Annotated in this window: 15 protein-coding genes; 7 read left to right on the top strand and 8 right to left on the bottom strand. The window is 61.5% G+C overall.

Features of this window, described 5'->3' with window-relative positions; all coding sequences use genetic code 11:
• Positions 1-42: 42 nt before the first annotated feature.
• The 4 genes from acnD to J3A98_RS06820 all read right to left on the bottom strand — a co-directional run bounded on the left by acnD (position 43) and on the right by J3A98_RS06820 (position 5,585).
• The gene (acnD, locus tag J3A98_RS06835; protein WP_176683992.1) at positions 43-2,631 is read right to left on the bottom strand and encodes a Fe/S-dependent 2-methylisocitrate dehydratase AcnD; all 2,589 of its coding nucleotides are present in this window, start codon (positions 2,629-2,631) and stop codon (positions 43-45) included.
• A 162-nt stretch (positions 2,632-2,793) separates the two neighbouring features.
• Positions 2,794-3,921: a 2-methylcitrate synthase gene (gene prpC, locus J3A98_RS06830; protein ID WP_021782879.1), complete on the bottom strand. Its 1,128-nt coding sequence runs from the start codon at positions 3,919-3,921 to the stop codon at positions 2,794-2,796.
• Between the two features lie 60 nt (positions 3,922-3,981).
• Positions 3,982-4,872 carry a methylisocitrate lyase gene (gene prpB, locus J3A98_RS06825; protein ID WP_012053054.1) on the bottom strand — a complete coding sequence of 297 codons (891 nt, stop codon included), beginning with the start codon at positions 4,870-4,872 and terminating at the stop codon, positions 3,982-3,984.
• The gene (locus J3A98_RS06820) at positions 4,869-5,585 is read right to left on the bottom strand and encodes a GntR family transcriptional regulator (RefSeq protein ID WP_176683933.1); all 717 of its coding nucleotides are present in this window, start codon (positions 5,583-5,585) and stop codon (positions 4,869-4,871) included. The genes prpB and J3A98_RS06820 overlap by 4 nt, the downstream gene beginning before the upstream one ends.
• Before the next feature lie 306 nt (positions 5,586-5,891).
• Here J3A98_RS06820 and J3A98_RS06815 point away from each other — a divergent pair, with 306 nt between their 5' ends.
• The 5 genes from J3A98_RS06815 (at position 5,892) to J3A98_RS06795 (ending at position 11,302) form a co-directional block, all read left to right on the top strand.
• A complete protein-coding gene (locus J3A98_RS06815) occupies positions 5,892-6,428 on the top strand; it encodes an ATP-dependent zinc protease (protein ID WP_021782881.1) in 537 nt (178 codons plus the stop codon).
• Positions 6,429-6,433: 5 nt separating this feature from the next.
• On the top strand, positions 6,434-7,969 hold the full coding sequence (locus tag J3A98_RS06810; protein ID WP_176683934.1) for an inactive transglutaminase family protein: 1,536 nt from the start codon (positions 6,434-6,436) through the stop codon (positions 7,967-7,969).
• Positions 7,969-8,949, top strand: a complete 981-nt coding sequence (locus J3A98_RS06805) for an alpha-L-glutamate ligase-like protein (protein WP_176683935.1) — start codon at positions 7,969-7,971, stop codon at positions 8,947-8,949. The genes J3A98_RS06810 and J3A98_RS06805 overlap by 1 nt, the downstream gene beginning before the upstream one ends.
• 199 nt (positions 8,950-9,148) lie before the next feature.
• Entirely contained in the window at positions 9,149-10,489 is a 1,341-nt protein-coding gene (gene pabB, locus J3A98_RS06800) for an aminodeoxychorismate synthase component I (protein ID WP_209964882.1), read from the top strand.
• Between the two features lie 78 nt (positions 10,490-10,567).
• The gene (locus J3A98_RS06795) at positions 10,568-11,302 is read left to right on the top strand and encodes a phosphoadenylyl-sulfate reductase (RefSeq protein WP_003250299.1); all 735 of its coding nucleotides are present in this window, start codon (positions 10,568-10,570) and stop codon (positions 11,300-11,302) included.
• Positions 11,303-11,470: 168 nt separating this feature from the next.
• Here the strand turns inward: J3A98_RS06795 and cysB are convergent, their stop codons facing one another.
• From cysB to J3A98_RS06780, 3 genes are all read right to left on the bottom strand, one after another.
• Positions 11,471-12,445, bottom strand: a complete 975-nt coding sequence (gene cysB / locus J3A98_RS06790; protein WP_010953293.1) for an HTH-type transcriptional regulator CysB — start codon at positions 12,443-12,445, stop codon at positions 11,471-11,473.
• A 128-nt stretch (positions 12,446-12,573) separates the two neighbouring features.
• The gene (locus J3A98_RS06785; RefSeq protein WP_176683937.1) at positions 12,574-13,071 is read right to left on the bottom strand and encodes a universal stress protein; all 498 of its coding nucleotides are present in this window, start codon (positions 13,069-13,071) and stop codon (positions 12,574-12,576) included.
• 124 nt (positions 13,072-13,195) lie between these two features.
• Positions 13,196-14,143, bottom strand: a complete 948-nt coding sequence (locus J3A98_RS06780; protein WP_209964880.1) for a putative 2-dehydropantoate 2-reductase — start codon at positions 14,141-14,143, stop codon at positions 13,196-13,198.
• Between the two features lie 232 nt (positions 14,144-14,375).
• Between J3A98_RS06780 and J3A98_RS06775 the strand changes: the two genes are divergently transcribed.
• A complete protein-coding gene (locus tag J3A98_RS06775; RefSeq protein WP_176683939.1) occupies positions 14,376-15,452 on the top strand; it encodes a 3-deoxy-7-phosphoheptulonate synthase in 1,077 nt (358 codons plus the stop codon).
• A gap of 69 nt (positions 15,453-15,521) precedes the next feature.
• Here the strand turns inward: J3A98_RS06775 and J3A98_RS06770 are convergent, their stop codons facing one another.
• On the bottom strand, positions 15,522-15,803 hold the full coding sequence (locus tag J3A98_RS06770) for a GNAT family N-acetyltransferase (RefSeq protein WP_003250290.1): 282 nt from the start codon (positions 15,801-15,803) through the stop codon (positions 15,522-15,524).
• A gap of 507 nt (positions 15,804-16,310) precedes the next feature.
• Between J3A98_RS06770 and J3A98_RS06765 the strand changes: the two genes are divergently transcribed.
• Positions 16,311-16,562 (top strand): Lpp/OprI family alanine-zipper lipoprotein, encoded by a 252-nt coding sequence (locus J3A98_RS06765; RefSeq protein ID WP_003250288.1) that lies wholly within the window; start codon positions 16,311-16,313, stop codon positions 16,560-16,562.

Here is a 16,562-nt window from a genome sequence, read left to right as displayed (position 1 = left end):
CTTGTGTCGCGAAAGGGCCGCAAAGCGGCCCCCGATTCATGCTCAGGCGGTCGCTTCGAGGAAGTCCTGGGCAAAGCGCTGCAGCACCCCGCCCGCTTCGTAAATCGACACTTCCTCGGCGGTGTCCAGACGGCAGGTCACCGGTACTTCCAGGCGCTCGCCATTGGCACGGGTCACCACCAGGGTCAGGGTCGCCCGTGGCGTACGCGCACCCAGCACGTCATAGGTTTCGCTGCCATCCAGGTCCAGGGTCTTGCGGTCGGTGCCCGGCTTGAACTCCAGCGGCAGCACGCCCATGCCTACCAGGTTGGTGCGGTGAATACGCTCGAAGCCTTCGGCCACGATCGCCTCGACACCGGCCAGACGCACGCCCTTGGCCGCCCAGTCACGGGACGAACCCTGGCCGTAGTCGGCACCGGCGACAATGATCAGCGGCTGCTTGCGCTGCATGTAAGTCTCGATCGCCTCCCACATGCGGGTAACCTTGCCTTCCGGCTCGATACGCGCCAGCGAACCCTGCTTCACGCTGCCGTCGTCGTTGCGCACCATTTCGTTGAACAGTTTGGGGTTGGCGAAGGTGGCGCGCTGGGCCGTCAGGTGGTCACCCCGGTGAGTAGCGTAGGAGTTGAAGTCCTCTTCCGGCAGGCCCATTTTCGCCAGGTATTCACCGGCGGCACTGTCGAGCATGATGGCGTTGGACGGCGACAGGTGGTCGGTGGTGATGTTGTCCGGCAACACCGCCAGCGGGCGCATGCCACGCAACGTACGCTCGCCGGCCAGGGCGCCTTCCCAGTAGGGAGGGCGGCGGATGTAGGTGCTCATCGGGCGCCAATCATACAGCGGCGCCACCTTCGGCCCACGGTCTTCCTCGATGGCGAACATCGGAATGTACACCTTGCGGAACTGCTCCGGCTTGACCGCTGCACGCACCACGGCATCGATCTCTTCATCACTGGGCCAGATATCCTTCAGGCGGATTTCCTTGCCATCGACCACGCCCAGCACATCCTTCTCGATGTCGAAGCGAATGGTACCGGCTATGGCATAGGCCACCACCAGCGGTGGCGAGGCGAGGAAGGCCTGCTTGGCATACGGGTGGATACGCCCGTCGAAGTTTCGGTTACCCGACAGCACGGCGGTGGCATACAGGTCGCGGTCGATGATTTCTTGCTGAATCACCGGGTCCAGGGCACCGGACATACCGTTGCAGGTGGTGCAGGCGAAGGCGACGATGCCGAAACCGAGTTGCTCCAACTCTTTCTCCAGGCCGGCTTCTTCCAGATACAGTTGCACGGCCTTGGAGCCGGGCGCCAGCGACGACTTCACCCACGGCTTGCGGGCCAGGCCCAACCTGTTGGCATTGCGTGCAATCAGGCCTGCAGCAATCACGTTGCGCGGGTTGCTGGTGTTGGTGCAACTGGTGATGGCAGCGATGATCACCGCACCGTCAGGCATTTGCCCCGGCACCTCTTCCCAGTTGCCGGCAATGCCCTTGGCGGCCAGGTCGCTGGTGGCGACACGGGCGTGCGGGTTGGACGGGCCGGCCATGTTGCGCACCACGCTCGACAGGTCGAAGCTGAGGGTGCGTTCATAGACGGCAGCGCCCAGGCTGTCGGCCCACAGGCCGGTGGCCTTGGCGTAGGTTTCCACCAGTTTGACCTGCTGCTCTTCACGGCCGGTCAGGCGCAGATAGTCGATGGTCTGCTGGTCGATGGCGAACATCGCCGCAGTGGCGCCGTATTCCGGGGCCATGTTGGAAATAGTGGCGCGGTCGCCCAAGGTCAGGGCACGTGCACCCTCACCATGGAACTCCAGGTAAGCACCGACCACTTTCTGCTTGCGCAGGAACTCGGTCAGGGCCAAGACCAGGTCGGTGGCAGTGATGTTCGGGGCCAGTTTGCCAGTCAGCTCGACGCCGACGATTTCCGGCAGGCGCATCCAGGAGGCGCGGCCGAGCATCACGTTCTCGGCTTCCAGGCCGCCTACGCCGATGGCGATCACACCCAGCGCATCGACATGCGGCGTGTGGCTGTCGGTGCCGACGCAGGTGTCCGGGTAGGCGACGCCGTGGTCGCTGTGGACCACCGGTGACATCTTCTCCAGGTTGATCTGGTGCATGATGCCGTTGCCCGGCTGGATCACGTCGACGTTCTTGAACGCCTTCTTGGTCCAGTTGATGAAGTGGAAGCGGTCTTCGTTGCGGCGGTCTTCGATGGCGCGGTTCTTCTCGAAGGCCTGCGGGTCGTAACCACCGCACTCGACGGCCAGCGAATGGTCGACGATCAGCTGCACCGGCACCACCGGGTTGACCTGGGCCGGGTCGCCGCCTTTGTCGGCAATGGCGTCACGCAGGCCGGCAAGGTCGACCAGCGCAGTCTGGCCGAGGATGTCGTGGCACACCACGCGTGCCGGGAACCACGGGAAGTCGAGATCGCGCTTGCGCTCGATCAGCTGGCTCAGCGAGGCATCGAGCGTAGCAGGGTCGCAGCGGCGCACCAGGTTCTCGGCGAGCACGCGGGACGTGTAAGGCAAGCCGTCGTAGGCGCCGGGCTTGATCGCCTCGACCGCCGCGCGGGCATCGAAATAGTCCAGGTCGGTGCCTGGCAGGTGCTTGCGGTATGCAGTGTTCATCATGGAATCAGGCTCGGTCACAGGGTTCGGAAGGTTTCACCGTACCTGTACGAGCGGGCGTGCCCGCGAATGCGTCAGCAGGTGCACAGAGGTTGCAAGGCTGGGCGCATTCGCGGGCACGCCCGCTCCCACAAGGGAAACGGGCTGCCTCTCTGTAGCTATTCAGCGCTGCTCGATCGGCACGAACTGGCGCTGCTCGACGCCGACATACTCGGCGCTCGGGCGGATGATGCGGTTGTTGGCGCGCTGCTCGAAGACGTGCGCCGCCCAGCCGGTCAGCCGCGAGCAGACGAAGATCGGGGTGAACAGCTTGGTCGGAATACCCATGAAGTGGTACGCCGAGGCATGGTAGAAGTCGGCATTGGGGAACAGGCGCTTCTGCTCCCACATGGTCTTGTCGATGGCTTCGGAAACCGGGTACAGCACTTTGTCACCCACTTCGTCAGCCAGCTGTTTCGACCAGCCCTTGATCACCTCGTTGCGCGGGTCGGACTCTTTGTAGATGGCATGGCCAAAGCCCATGATCTTGTCTTTGCGCTCGAGCATGCGCAGCAGCTCGGCGGTGGCTTCCTGCGGGCTCTGGAAGCGTTCGATCAGTTCCATCGCTGCCTCGTTGGCACCGCCGTGCAGCGGTCCACGCAGCGAGCCGATGGCTGCGGTAACGCAGGAGTACAAGTCAGACAGGGTCGAGGCACAGACACGGGCAGTGAAGGTCGAGGCGTTGAATTCGTGTTCAGCGTAGAGAATCAACGACACGTTCATGACCTTGACGTGCAGCTCGCTCGGCTTCTTGCCGTGCAGCAGGTGCAGGAAGTGGCCACCCAGGGTGTCTTCATCACTGGTGCAGTCGATGCGTACGCCATGGTGGGTGAAGCGATACCAGTAGCACATCACGGCCGGGAACAGCGCCAGCAGGCGGTCGGTCTTGTCGCGCTGGGCTTCGAAGGTCAGTTCTGGCTCGAGGGTGCCCATTACCGAGCAACCGGTACGCATGACGTCCATCGGGTGGGCATCGCGCGGGATGCGCTCAAGCACTTCCTTCAAGGCTTGCGGCAGGTCACGCAGGCCCTTGAGCTTGTGCTTGTAGTCGGCCAGCTCGGCCTGGGTGGGCAGCTCGCCATATAGCAGCAGGTAGGCGACTTCTTCGAACTCGGCACCGGCAGCCAGGTCACGCACATCATAACCACGGTAGGTCAGCCCGGCACCGGCCTGGCCCACGGTCGACAGTGCAGTCTGGCCGGCCACCTGGCCACGCAGGCCTGCGCCACTGAGTACTTTTGCTTCGGCCATGGTGTTTCTCCTTTCTTGAATTTGTTATGGATGCTTTCCGGCTAATTCGGGAGTTGGCGCTTAGCCCTTCTTCTGGGCAAACAGTGCATCGAGGCTCTGCTCGAAGGCGTGATAACCAATGGCATCGTAGAGCTCCATGCGGGTCTGCATGGTGTCGATCACGTTCTTCTGCGTGCCGTCACGGCGCAGCGCGGTGTACACGTTCTCAGCCGCCTTGTTCATGGCGCGGAACGCCGAAAGCGGGTACAGCACCAACGACACGTCGACCGAGGCCAGCTCTTCGGTTGTATAAAGCGGCGTGGCACCGAACTCGGTGATGTTGGCCAGGATAGGTGCCTTCACCCGATCAGCGAAGGTCTTGTACATCTGCAGCTCGGTGATGGCTTCCGGGAAGATCATGTCGGCGCCAGCTTCGACGCACGCCTCGGCACGGTCCAGGGCGGCGTTCAGGCCTTCGACGGCCAGCGCGTCGGTACGCGCCATGATCACGAAACTGTCATCGCTGCGGGCATCGACGGCAGCCTTGATACGGTCGACCATTTCCTGCTGGCTGACAATTTCCTTGTTGGGACGGTGGCCACAACGCTTGGCGCCAACCTGGTCCTCGATGTGGATGGCGGCAGCGCCGAACTTGCTCATCGAACGCACGGTACGGGCGACGTTGAAGGCCGAAGCGCCGAAGCCGGTGTCGACATCCACCAGCAGCGGCAGGTCGCACACGTCGGTGATACGGCGCACGTCGGTGAGCACGTCGTCCAGGCCAGTGATGCCCAGGTCTGGCAGGCCCAGGGAGCCGGCGGCCACGCCACCACCAGACAGGTAGATGGCCTTGAAGCCGGCACGCTTGGCCAGCAGGGCATGGTTGGCATTGATGGCGCCAACCACCTGCAGCGGATGTTCAGCGGCAACGGCGTCACGGAAACGCTGACCGGGGGTGCTCTTGACTGTCATTTCTCACCTCGTGTGCTGTTGTTGTGGGCGTCCAGGTAGTGACGCTCGATATTGCGCTTGGACGCGCCGATGTGACGACGCATCAGCAGTTCGGCCAGTTCGCCGTCGCGGTCGGCGATTGCATCAAGAATGCGATGGTGCTCGGCAAAGGCCTGGCGTGGCCGGTTGGGCGTGGCGGAGAACTGGATACGGTACATGCGCACCAGTTGGTACAGTTCGCCGCAGAGCATCTTGACCAGGGTCTGGTTGCCGCTACCCTGAATAATCCGGTAATGGAAGTCGTAGTCGCCTTCCTGCTGGTAGTAGCCCAGGCCCGCCTGGAACGCTGCGTCGCGCTCATGGGTGTCGAGCACCCGGCGCAGTTCGTCGATGTCAGCCTGGCTCATGCGTTCAGCGGCCAGACGGCAGGCCATGCCTTCCAGCGACTCACGGATTTCGTACAGCTCGATCAGCTCGGCGTGATTGAGCGATACCACCCGCGCGCCCACATGCGGCACGCGTACCAGCAGGCGTTGGCCTTCAAGGCGGTGGATAGCCTCGCGTAGCGGCCCACGGCTGATGCCATAGGTGCGCGCCAACTCCGGCTCGGAAATTTTGCTACCGGGGGCGATATCACCCTTGACAATGGCCGCCTGGATGCGCCGGAAGACGTTTTCGGAGAGGGTTTCCGTTTCGTCTGCCAGCACCGGCCCGGGGGTGGAAAGGTCCTGCATATTGTCGACACCTTTTAAAACTACTCGTCAGAAACTAGCTAAATGAGACCGCCAAGTCAAAGACAAAATGAATATTGTCGACAATCGTCTAATCGCGAACTATCACCACTTCTACGCTGTCAGATCGCGCACCGCTGGCGTCAAGACGTCGGCGTGATAGAATGCCGCGCCTCCGATGGGGTATGGATAGCCTGTCTGTCATGCATGCATGCTTGTTGACAGATAAACGAGGAAGCTTGCGCAGTAATTGCCAGTCTTCTTGCCCTGAACCTTGCCTAGAACCTTGCAAAGCACCGCGCCAGGAATATGAGACTTACACCCGTTTTATTGCTGTTATGCCTCACCCTGCTGCCGGCCCTTGGCCAGGCTGCGGGCAAGACCGTGTATGGTCTCAACGAATACGCGCATCTGGGCGACCTGGATCTGGAAGTGGCCGCCAAGCTCGACACCGGCGCCAAGACCGCATCGCTCAGCGCCCGCGACATCAAACGGTTCAAGCGCAATGGCGAAAGCTGGGTACGCTTCTACCTCGCGATCGATGCGGCCCATTCGCACCCGATCGAACGCCCACTGGCACGCGTCAGCAAGATCAAGCGCCGGGCTGGCGACTATGATGCCGAATCGGGCAAGGCCTACACGGCCCGTCCGGTCATCGAACTCGAAATCTGCATGGGCCAGGCCAGACGCACCATCGAAGTCAACCTCACCGACCGCAGCGCCTTCCAGTTCCCGCTGCTGATCGGCTCCGAGGCGCTCAAGCACTTCGACGCACTGGTTGACCCAAGCCTTAAATACGCGGCCGGCAAACCTGCCTGTGCCACCGACGCTCCCAAAGCAGAGTAATCCCGATGCGCTCTCTTACCCTCCATCTGAAAGCCCTGATCACCGTGCTGGTGCTATTGGGCGTGGCGGTCACGGCTTATCAGATCTTCGTGCTCGGCATCCCGGTGACCGAGGATGAAACCGACGACCTGTGGAACATCGACGCCAAGGTCGAGTTCGTGGCCAACAGCAAGGATCCGGTCAAGGTGCAGATGTTCGTGCCACCGCTGAACCGCGACTACGTCAGCCTCAACGAGAGCTTCATCTCCAACAACTACGGGGTCAGCATCAACCGTGCAGACGGCAACCGCAAGGTTACCTGGTCGGCACGTCGCGCCAGTGGCAAACAGACCCTCTACTACCGCCTGGTACTGACCAAGCGCTACAGCAGCGAGAAGACCAAGGTCAAAGGCCCGACCTTCCGTGACAGCCTGGCCGTCGAAGGCCCCGAAAAGATCGCCGCCGAAGCGCTGATGGCGCCTATACGTCAGCACTCGGCTGACGTCGAGACCTTCGTCAGCGAGACCATCAAGCGGGTCAACAACCTAAACGACGACAACGTCAAGCTACTGCTGGCCGGCGACACTTCGGCGATGAAGAAAGCCGAGGTCATCGACCTGCTGCTGTCGATCGCCCACGTGCCAATGGAACGGGTGCACACCATCCGCCTGCTGGCCGACACCCCGCAAACCCCGGAGCTGTGGTTGCGCAGCTTCAACGGTGACGACTGGCTGTACTTCAACCCGGACACCGGTGAGCAAGGCCTGCCGAGCGACCGCCTGCTGTGGTGGACCGGTGACGACAACCTGATCACCGTCGATGGCGGCAAGAAGGCCAACGTCACCTTCAGCATGAACAACAGCGAGATGAACGCCATCCGCCTGGCCAAGCTGACCGACGAGAACACTGACGCCGACTTCCTCGAATACTCGCTGTACGGCCTGCCGCTGCAAACCCAGCAGACCTTCATGATCATGGTCATGATCCCGATCGGCGTGCTGGTGATCCTGGTGCTGCGCAACCTGATCGGTATCCAGACCCTGGGCACATTCACACCGGTGCTGATTGCCCTGGCGTTCCGCGAAACCCAGCTGGGCTTTGGTATTGTGCTGTTCACGGTGATCACTGCCCTGGGCCTGTCGCTGCGCTCGTATCTGGAACACCTCAAGCTGCAGATGCTGCCACGCCTGTCGGTGGTATTGACCTTTGTCGTGGTGCTGATTGCCGCCATCAGTCTGTTCAGCCACAAGCTGGGCCTTGAACGCGGACTGTCGGTAGCACTGTTCCCCATGGTGATCCTGACCATGACCATCGAGCGCCTGTCGATCACCTGGGAGGAGCGTGGTGGTGGACATGCCATGAAAGTGGCCGTCGGCACCCTGTTCGCCGCTGCCCTGGCACACCTGCTGATGATGGTGCCGGAACTGGTGTACTTCGTGTTCACCTTCCCGGCAGTGCTGCTGATCCTGGTGGGCTTCATGCTGGCGATGGGCCGTTATCGCGGCTACCGCCTGACCGAGCTCGTGCGCTTCAAGGCTTTCCTGAATAAGGCTGACACCTGATGTTTGGCCTGATCAAGACGTGGAAAGCCCTGGAGGCCCGGGGCATCATGGGGATCAACCGGCGTAACGCGGACTATGTGCTGAAGTACAACAAGCGCAACCTGTACCCGATCGTCGACGACAAGATCATCACCAAGGAACGCGCGCTGGCGGCCGGCATCCATGTGCCGGAAATGTACGGCATCATCGAGACCGAAAAAGAGATCGAGAAGCTCGACCAGATCATTGGCGGGCGCAGCGATTTCGTCATCAAGCCGGCGCAAGGCGCCGGCGGTGATGGCATCCTGGTAATCGCCGACCGCTTCGAGGACCGCTACCGCACGGTGTCGGGCAAGATCATCAGCCATGCGGAAATCGAACACCAGATTTCCAGCATCCTCACCGGGCTGTACTCTCTCGGCGGGCACCGCGACCGCGCACTGATCGAGTACCGCGTGACCCCGGACCAGATATTCAAGAGCATCAGTTACGAAGGCGTGCCGGACATCCGCATCATCGTGCTGATGGGCTACCCGGTGATGGCCATGCTGCGCCTGCCGACTCGCCAGTCCGGCGGCAAGGCCAACCTGCACCAGGGCGCCATCGGCGTGGGTGTCGACCTGGCCACCGGCGTGACCCTGCGCGGCACCTGGCTGAACAACATCATCAGCAAGCACCCGGACACCACCAACGCGGTGGACGGCGTGCAACTGCCGAACTGGGACGGTTTCATGAAACTGGCCGCTGGCTGCTATGAACTGTGTGGCCTGGGCTATATCGGTGTGGACATGGTGCTTGACCAGGAGAAAGGCCCGCTGATTCTGGAGCTCAACGCCCGCCCGGGGCTGAACATCCAGATTGCCAACGATTGCGGCCTGACTCAACGCACCCATGCCATCGAGGCACACATCGAAGCACTGGCCAAGGAGGGTGTGAGCGAAGACGCCGAGCAGCGGGTACGGGTAGCGCAGGGTTTGTTCGGGCATGTGCCTAACCGCTGAAATACAGGGGCTGCCTTGCAGCCCATTCACAGCACAAGGCTGCCACTGCACGGGGTTCAAGTGCTTCACTCGACCTGCAGGGGCTGCCTTGTGCTGCGCATGGGCCAAACACAGCGTTGAATGTCGTACCCAGCGCTAGGCGCTTTTCCTGCACAGGTCTACAATCGCCCTCCTCGCTTTTACATCGCCGTCCATACTGATGCCGACCTGCACGCTACACCCCCTGCCCTACAAGCCCGACCCTGCCGCCTATTTCGCCCACCTGCGCCAGGCCCCCGGTGCGATCCTGCTCGACAGCGCCCGCCCCGGCGCCGAACGCGGCCGGTTCGACCTGCTCAGCGCATGGCCGCTGCAACAACTGCAGGCGCAGCCCGATGAAGAGGGCCGCGTCTTCCTCCAGCGCCTGCGTGCTGGCCTGGAACAACTGGGCCACGCGGACTTGCCCAACGGTATAGAACTACCCTTCGCCGGCGGCCTGATCGGCTACCTGAGCTACGACTTCGGCCGCCGCCTGGAACACCTGCCAAGTCTGGCCGTGGACGACCTCGGCCTGCCAGACGCACAACTGGGCCTGTATGACTGGGCACTGGTCAGCGATCATCTGCTCGGCACCAGCCAGCTGGTGTTCCACCCGAGCCTGGCAGGCGACAAACGCGAACGCCTGATCAGCCTGTTCCAGGACACCACCGCCACCACCGGCGACTTCCGCCTACTCGCGCCGATGGCCGGTGACCTGGAGCCCGAGCAGTACAAAACAGCTTTCGACCAGGTACAACGCTACATCCAGGCCGGTGACTGCTACCAGATCAACCTCACCCAGCGCTTTCGTGCGCCCTGCCAAGGCGATCCATGGCGGGCCTACCAGGCCCTGCGCCAAGCCTGCCCGACACCCTTCTCCGGCTACCAGCAACTGGCCGACGGCAGTACCCTGCTGAGCTTTTCGCCCGAGCGCTTCATCCGCGTCAGCCAAGGCCAGGTGGAAACCCGGCCGATCAAGGGCACCCGCCCGCGCGCCAGCGACCCGGCTGAAGACAAGCGTAACGCCGAAGAGCTGCTGCACAGCCCAAAGGACCGCTCGGAAAACCTGATGATCGTCGACCTGCTGCGCAACGACCTTGGGCGCACGTGTGAGATCGGCTCAGTGAAGGTCCCGGAACTGTTCAGCTTGGAGAGCTACCCCAACGTGCACCATCTGGTCAGCAGCATCACCGGCCAGCTGGCCAGCGACAAGGATGCGCTGGACCTGATCGGCGACAGCTTCCCAGGCGGCTCGATCACCGGCGCACCGAAAATCCGCGCCATGCAGATCATCGACGAACTGGAACCAGCACGCCGTGCGCTGTACTGCGGCTCGCTGCTGTATGTGGATGTGCGTGGCGAAATGGACAGTTCGATCGCCATTCGCAGCTTGCTGATCAAAGATGGCCAGGTCAGTTGCTGGGGCGGCGGCGCGGTGGTAGCCGATTCGCAGTGGCAGGCCGAATATGAAGAGTCGATAGCCAAAGTGCGGGTGCTGATGCAGACCCTGCAGGGCTTGTAAGCCCTTCTAGACCGCGTTTTTTGTTACCATCACACCACTACGAGCGCACAGCGCCACAGCCAAGATGGAAACCGCCTGATGAGCCAACCCTTCGACGTCGCCGCCCTGGCCGCGACCTATGCCAACAAGTCCCCGCAAGACATCCTCAAGCTGGCCTTCGAGCACTTCGGTGATGACCTGTGGATCTCCTTCAGCGGCGCCGAGGATGTGGTGCTGGTCGACATGGCCTGGAAGCTGAACAAGCAGGTAAAGGTATTCAGCCTCGACACTGGGCGCCTGCACCCGGAGACCTACCGGTTCATCGACCAGGTACGCGAACAGTACAACCTGCCGATCGAGATTCTCAGCCCCGACCGCGCCAAGCTCGACCCGTTCGTCAAGGAAAAGGGCCTGTTCAGCTTCTACAAGGACGGCCATGGCGAGTGCTGCGGCATTCGCAAGATCGAGCCACTGCGACGCAAGCTGGCCACCGTCAGCGCCTGGGCTACCGGCCAGCGCCGCGACCAAAGCCCCGGCACCCGCAGCCAGGTGGCAGCACTGGAAATCGACAGCGCCTTCTCCACGCCTGAGCGCACGCTGTACAAGTTCAACCCACTGGCGCAGATGAGCAGTGAAGAGGTATGGGGCTATATCCGCATGCTCGAGCTGCCGTACAACAGCCTGCACGAGCGTGGCTTCATCAGCATTGGCTGCGAGCCGTGCACCCGCCCGGTGCTGCCAAACCAGCATGAGCGTGAAGGGCGCTGGTGGTGGGAAGAGTCGACGCAGAAGGAATGCGGGTTGCATGCGGGCAACCTGATCAGCAAGGCTTGAGCTAGTCCTGGCGCTCTGTAGGAGCGGGTTTACCCGCGAAGAAGACACCGCGGTGGATGGCACGGGCTTCGCCCGTATTCGCGGGCAAGCCCGCTCCCACAGGGATCGCGCCAGCTTTTAGAAATTGAGCTAGACAGTTACTCCCACAGCGGCCCCAGCATTCCCGAATCAGTGCACCGGCAGCTCGACACCTTCGAACAACTCTTCCAGCTCTTGCTTGTTGTGGCACTGAATGGCCTTGGCCATCACTTCACGAGTCAGGTGCGGGGCAAACTTCTCGATGAAGTCGCACATGAAGCCGCGCAGGAAGGTACCACGACGGAAGCCGATCTTGGTGATGCTGGCTTCGAACAGCTCACTGGCATCCAGCGCCACCAAGTCACTGTCGAGCTTGGCGTCCACAGCCATGCCGGCAACGATACCCACGCCCAGCCCCAGGCGTACATAAGTCTTGATCACGTCGGCGTCAGCCGCGGTGAAGACCACTTTTGGCGTGAGGCCGCGGTGATTGAAAGCCTCATCCAGCTTCGAGCGCCCGGTGAAGCCGAACACGTAGGTGACGATCGGGTATTCGGCGACTGCTTCCAGGGTCAATTTCGGCAGCTTGGCCAGCGGGTGACCTTGTGGCACCACGACGCAACGGTTCCACTTGTAGCACGGCATCATGATCAGGTCGCCGAACAGCTCCAGCGCCTCGGTGGCGATGGCGAAGTCGACCGTACCGTCCGCTGCCATCTCGGCAATCTGCATGGGCGAACCTTGGTGCATGTGCAGGGACACTTCCGGATACTGCTTGATGAAGCTGCTGATAACCGGCGGCAACGCATAGCGCGCCTGGGTGTGGGTGGTGGCGATGGACAGCGTGCCCTTCTTCTCGTTGGAGAACTCCTGGGCAATCTGCTTGATGCTCTCGACCTTGCGCAGGATTTCGCCTGCTGTGTTGATGATGCGCTCACCGGCCGGGGTAACGCGGGTCAGATGCTTGCCGCTGCGGGCAAATACTTCAACACCCAATTCGTCTTCGAGCAGGCGGATCTGCTTGCTGATACCTGGCTGGGAGGTATACAGGCTCTGCGCCGTCGCGGAGACATTGAGGTCATGGTGCGCCACTTCCCAGATGTAGCGCAGTTGTTGAAGCTTCATAGGTTTCCCTCGGTTCAGCGATGAGTCCGCGGCAGCAGGCAGCGACGATATATAACTATATTAGTGGTTCTTGAAATAAATCTAGAACTATTTTGTTACATGCCCACGGAGACGGCCTACACCTATCTTCATGCTTTCCTACGCCCCAGATGCTGCGCCAAGGGCACCATGTACACCGGCACCGGCGACAGCTGCAGCAGCCGCACCGCCGTACGCCCCAACGGTACATCCACCCCGGCACCCGCACTGTGGCTACCGAATATCAACAGGTCGACGCTTAGCCGCTGAGCCTGGTCGAGAATCACCTGCGCCGGGTCACCCTGACGCACCCGCACGGCCTTGATCACCGCCAGGTCAGCCTCTTCGCCCAGCTCGTCACGAAAGTTTTCCAGCACACGCTGCTCTATGTTCGCCATCACTGTGTTCACCCCCTGGCGATGCAACTGGTCGAGCGTCTGCTCATCAAGGTAACTTTGCAGGAGGGATTCGGCGAACTGCCCCATCGGCTCTACCGCGTGGATCACATACAGCTCGGCACTGAACGTGCGCGCCAGGGCCAGCGCGTGTTGCATCACGAAAGGGGCGTAGACACCGAGGTCGGTGGCGTACAGCATGGAGCGGATCATTCGACCTCCTCGACTGCCGCAGCGGCAGAGCAAGCTTCAGCTTAGCAGCGCGCCGGACGCTCGCTTTGCCGTCCGGCGCGCTGTGGCCGCGGGCTGTAGCGCCCCGCCGAAGCCTCCGCCCCCTTCAGGCAGGCCTGTTGCCGCTGTCGATGAAACTCAGCGCCTGGTACAGCATCTCAATGCGCGGCAGGTTGCAGCCTGCCGCCCGTGCGCGTGCCAGCGGCTCGGCATAGATGGCCCCCAGCTCCAACGGGCGTTTGTGGACGTGGTCGTGATACATGCTCGGCCAGTAGTCAGGCATGCGCTCGGTCACCTGGAACAAGTGCTCGGCATAGCCTTCGGGCAGCACATGGCCACAGGCTGCCGCGCCCTGCACCACCTCGGCCATCAAGGCCTGTATCAGCGCGCGGGCATTGCTGTCGGCCATCAGTGGCGAAGTGCTGGCCCCCAGCAGCACCGACAGGCCGTTGTAAGGCACGTTCCACACCAGCTTCTGCCAGCGTGCCAAGGCCAGGTTCGGCATGACCTGCGAGTCGATCCCCGCAGCCTGGAACAACCCGGCGCCTTCATTCACCAGCGCGACACCACAATCGCTGGCCGGCCCGCTGTGATAACCCAGGTTGACCGCACCCAAAGCCTGGTGACGAATGACACCTGGTGCCTGGCGGTTAACGCAGATGAAGCACAGGCCGCCGAGCAGGTGCATGTCGCTCCGCAAGGCCGGACGCAACTGTTCCTCTACACCCAGGCCGTTCTGCAACAGCACCACCTTGGCGCCGGGCGCAGCGGCCTGGACGATCAACGGAGCCAACTGCTCGTTGCTGGTGGCCTTGGCCCCGATCAGGAGCCAGTCACAGGGCGGCATGTCGGTGGCACTGGCATACGCCTGCACCCTCATCTGCAATGCGCCATGCACGGCACTGTCCAGGCTCAGCCCTTGTTCACAAACGGCCTGATACTCACTACGCAACAGAAAATGCACGTCGAAACCGGCCCGGGCCAGCATCAACCCATAAAAGCCACCAATGGCACCGCTGCCGATGATGCCGATGCGAGGGGGGTGAGAATGCATGCCAATCTCCAGGTCTATAGTCAGCGCTCTTTTTACACAGGTTACGCAGCGCTGGGCAGTCCATTCGCACGCAACACCCTCGCTCAGGTAAAAACCCCACAATGACTGGGTCAAGCCCATTGTCGTGCCACCTGTAACGCGCTAAGGTTCGGCTCCCCGCTGCGATTATTCTTGCTGCTGGGCCGCACGGGGTTAGTTGGCGGCCGGCACCCGTGACCTGACGAGTAACACGATGGCTGATTTACCGATCGATGACTTGAACGTTGCCTCCAACGAGACCCTGATCACCCCTGATCAGCTCAAGAAGGAAATCCCCCTCAGCGCCAAGGCCCTGCAGACCGTGACTGCCGGCCGTGAAGTCGTGCGCAATATTCTCGACGGCAAGGACCATCGCCTGTTCGTCGTGGTCGGCCCTTGCTCCATCCACGACATCAAGGCTGCCCACGAATACGCCGAGCGCCTGAAAGTGCTGGCCGAAGAAGTGTCCGATACGCTGTACCTGGTCATGCGCGTGTACTTCGAAAAGCCGCGCACCACCGTCGGCTGGAAAGGGCTGATCAACGACCCGTACCTGGATGACTCGTTCAAGATCCAGGACGGCCTGCACATCGGCCGCAAGTTGCTGCTGGACCTGGCCGAAATGGGCCTGCCGACTGCCACCGAAGCGCTCGACCCGATTTCCCCACAGTACCTGCAAGACCTGATCAGCTGGTCGGCCATCGGCGCCCGCACCACCGAGTCGCAAACACACCGCGAGATGGCCTCGGGCCTGTCCTCGGCGGTGGGCTTCAAGAACGGCACCGACGGCGGCCTGACCGTTGCCATCAATGCCCTGCAGTCGGTGTCCAAGCCGCACCGCTTCCTGGGCATCAACCAGGAAGGCGGCGTGTCGATCGTCACCACCAAGGGCAACCCATACGGCCACGTGGTACTGCGCGGCGGCAATGGCAAGCCGAACTACGACTCGGTCAGCGTCGCCCTGTGCGAACAGGACCTGGCCAAGGCCAAGATCAAGGCCAACATCATGGTCGACTGCAGCCATGCCAACTCCAACAAGGACCCAGCCTTGCAACCGCTGGTGATGGAGAACGTCGCCAACCAGATCCTCGAAGGCAACCAGTCGATCATCGGCCTCATGGTCGAAAGCCACCTGAACTGGGGCTGCCAGTCGATTCCGAAAAACCTGGACGATCTGCAGTATGGGGTGTCGATCACGGACGCCTGCATCGACTGGTCGGCCACCGAGAAAACCCTGCGCAGCATGCATGCCAAGCTCAAGGATGTGCTGCCGCAGCGTAAGCGCAGTTGAATATTGCGCGAACAAAAAACGCCGGGCACTGCCCGGCGTTTTTTGTTGTGTCTGGTACCTGTCGTCAGCTCAGGCCTTGCTCGAATGCCGCTGTTGGCGCTCCATGTAACGTTCCACATACGAGCAAGACGGGATCACCGTGTAGCCCATCTGCTCGGCGTACTCCAGGGCACGCTCGGTCAGGGCGGCAGCAATCCCGCGGCCGCGCAGGGCATTGGGCACGAAGGTGCGATAGATGTCCAGCGTCTGCTTGCCCAGATCCATGTACGTCAGATAGGCACGATGACCGTCCACGTTGGTCTCGAACTGATGACCGGCCTGGTCATGGTGGATGGTCAGCGCTTCGCTCATCACTACTCCTCGCAGGTCTTCTCGGCAGACCCATACCTTAACCGATGGTGGTTTATCCGGCACAGAATCCTCTACGCCACCTGTTGCCGCTTCGACGATTGGACGATTGTAATCGTTCGGATCCTCTGGCACTCACAAGATAGTAGGCACCGCAAGCGGGATTGCTCAAGGTGGTGGCGGTTAAAAATGCTCAAAACGCCGCCCGGGCGACTTTCCCAAGCCCGCCCAACAGCCACCGGATGTTCTAGGGCTTAAGACGCTGATCGACAGTTAAAGTCACCCTTAGTTCAACAAAAAAGTTCCAGTACCACAATCGCTTGCGAACCCTGCACATTTTTTTCACAGACACGTCGCAAATCTTGTCGGCGCAGGGTCAAGCAACATTTTTTTTGCAGTTCTTGCGCTCTGTCAGTTTACTTACTACAAGTAATGGGTACTATGTACGCCGGCCAGTTTCTCTTTCCTGAGAGATGGCTATTTAATAGAAAGTCCTTGAAGGGGAACACGATGAACAACGTTCTGAAATTCTCTGCTCTGGCTCTGGCCGCAGTTCTGGCTACCGGTTGCAGCAGCGTATCCAAAGAAACCGAAGCTCGTCTGACTGCGACTGAAGACGCAGCAGCTCGCGCTCAAGCTCGTGCTGACGAAGCCTACCGTAAGGCTGACGACGCAATGGCAGCCGCTCAGAAGGCTCAGCAGACCGCTGACGAAGCCAACGAGCGCGCTCTGCGTATGCTGGACAAAGCCAGCCGCAAGTAA

Source organism: Pseudomonas sp. BP6 (assembly GCF_017875935.1).
Lineage (GTDB): Bacteria > Pseudomonadota > Gammaproteobacteria > Pseudomonadales > Pseudomonadaceae > Aquipseudomonas > Aquipseudomonas putida_Y.
Note: the sequence above shows the minus strand (reverse complement) of the source record. Positions and strands in the feature narration are given on the sequence as shown.

What these genes read in the sequence shown, in the direction of transcription:
- acnD (WP_176683992.1), bottom strand. Translation starts at nt 2,631, where the DNA reads ATGAACACTGCATACCGCAAGCACCTGCCAGGCACCGACCTGGACTAT.
- prpC (WP_021782879.1), bottom strand. Translation starts at nt 3,921, where the DNA reads ATGGCCGAAGCAAAAGTACTCAGTGGCGCAGGCCTGCGTGGCCAGGTG.
- prpB (WP_012053054.1), bottom strand. Translation starts at nt 4,872, where the DNA reads ATGACAGTCAAGAGCACCCCCGGTCAGCGTTTCCGTGACGCCGTTGCC.
- J3A98_RS06820 (WP_176683933.1), bottom strand. Translation starts at nt 5,585, where the DNA reads ATGCAGGACCTTTCCACCCCCGGGCCGGTGCTGGCAGACGAAACGGAA.
- J3A98_RS06815 (WP_021782881.1), top strand. Translation starts at nt 5,892, where the DNA reads ATGAGACTTACACCCGTTTTATTGCTGTTATGCCTCACCCTGCTGCCG.
- J3A98_RS06810 (WP_176683934.1), top strand. Translation starts at nt 6,434, where the DNA reads ATGCGCTCTCTTACCCTCCATCTGAAAGCCCTGATCACCGTGCTGGTG.
- J3A98_RS06805 (WP_176683935.1), top strand. Translation starts at nt 7,969, where the DNA reads ATGTTTGGCCTGATCAAGACGTGGAAAGCCCTGGAGGCCCGGGGCATC.
- pabB (WP_209964882.1), top strand. Translation starts at nt 9,149, where the DNA reads ATGCCGACCTGCACGCTACACCCCCTGCCCTACAAGCCCGACCCTGCC.
- J3A98_RS06795 (WP_003250299.1), top strand. Translation starts at nt 10,568, where the DNA reads ATGAGCCAACCCTTCGACGTCGCCGCCCTGGCCGCGACCTATGCCAAC.
- cysB (WP_010953293.1), bottom strand. Translation starts at nt 12,445, where the DNA reads ATGAAGCTTCAACAACTGCGCTACATCTGGGAAGTGGCGCACCATGAC.
- J3A98_RS06785 (WP_176683937.1), bottom strand. Translation starts at nt 13,071, where the DNA reads ATGATCCGCTCCATGCTGTACGCCACCGACCTCGGTGTCTACGCCCCT.
- J3A98_RS06780 (WP_209964880.1), bottom strand. Translation starts at nt 14,143, where the DNA reads ATGCATTCTCACCCCCCTCGCATCGGCATCATCGGCAGCGGTGCCATT.
- J3A98_RS06775 (WP_176683939.1), top strand. Translation starts at nt 14,376, where the DNA reads ATGGCTGATTTACCGATCGATGACTTGAACGTTGCCTCCAACGAGACC.
- J3A98_RS06770 (WP_003250290.1), bottom strand. Translation starts at nt 15,803, where the DNA reads ATGAGCGAAGCGCTGACCATCCACCATGACCAGGCCGGTCATCAGTTC.
- J3A98_RS06765 (WP_003250288.1), top strand. Translation starts at nt 16,311, where the DNA reads ATGAACAACGTTCTGAAATTCTCTGCTCTGGCTCTGGCCGCAGTTCTG.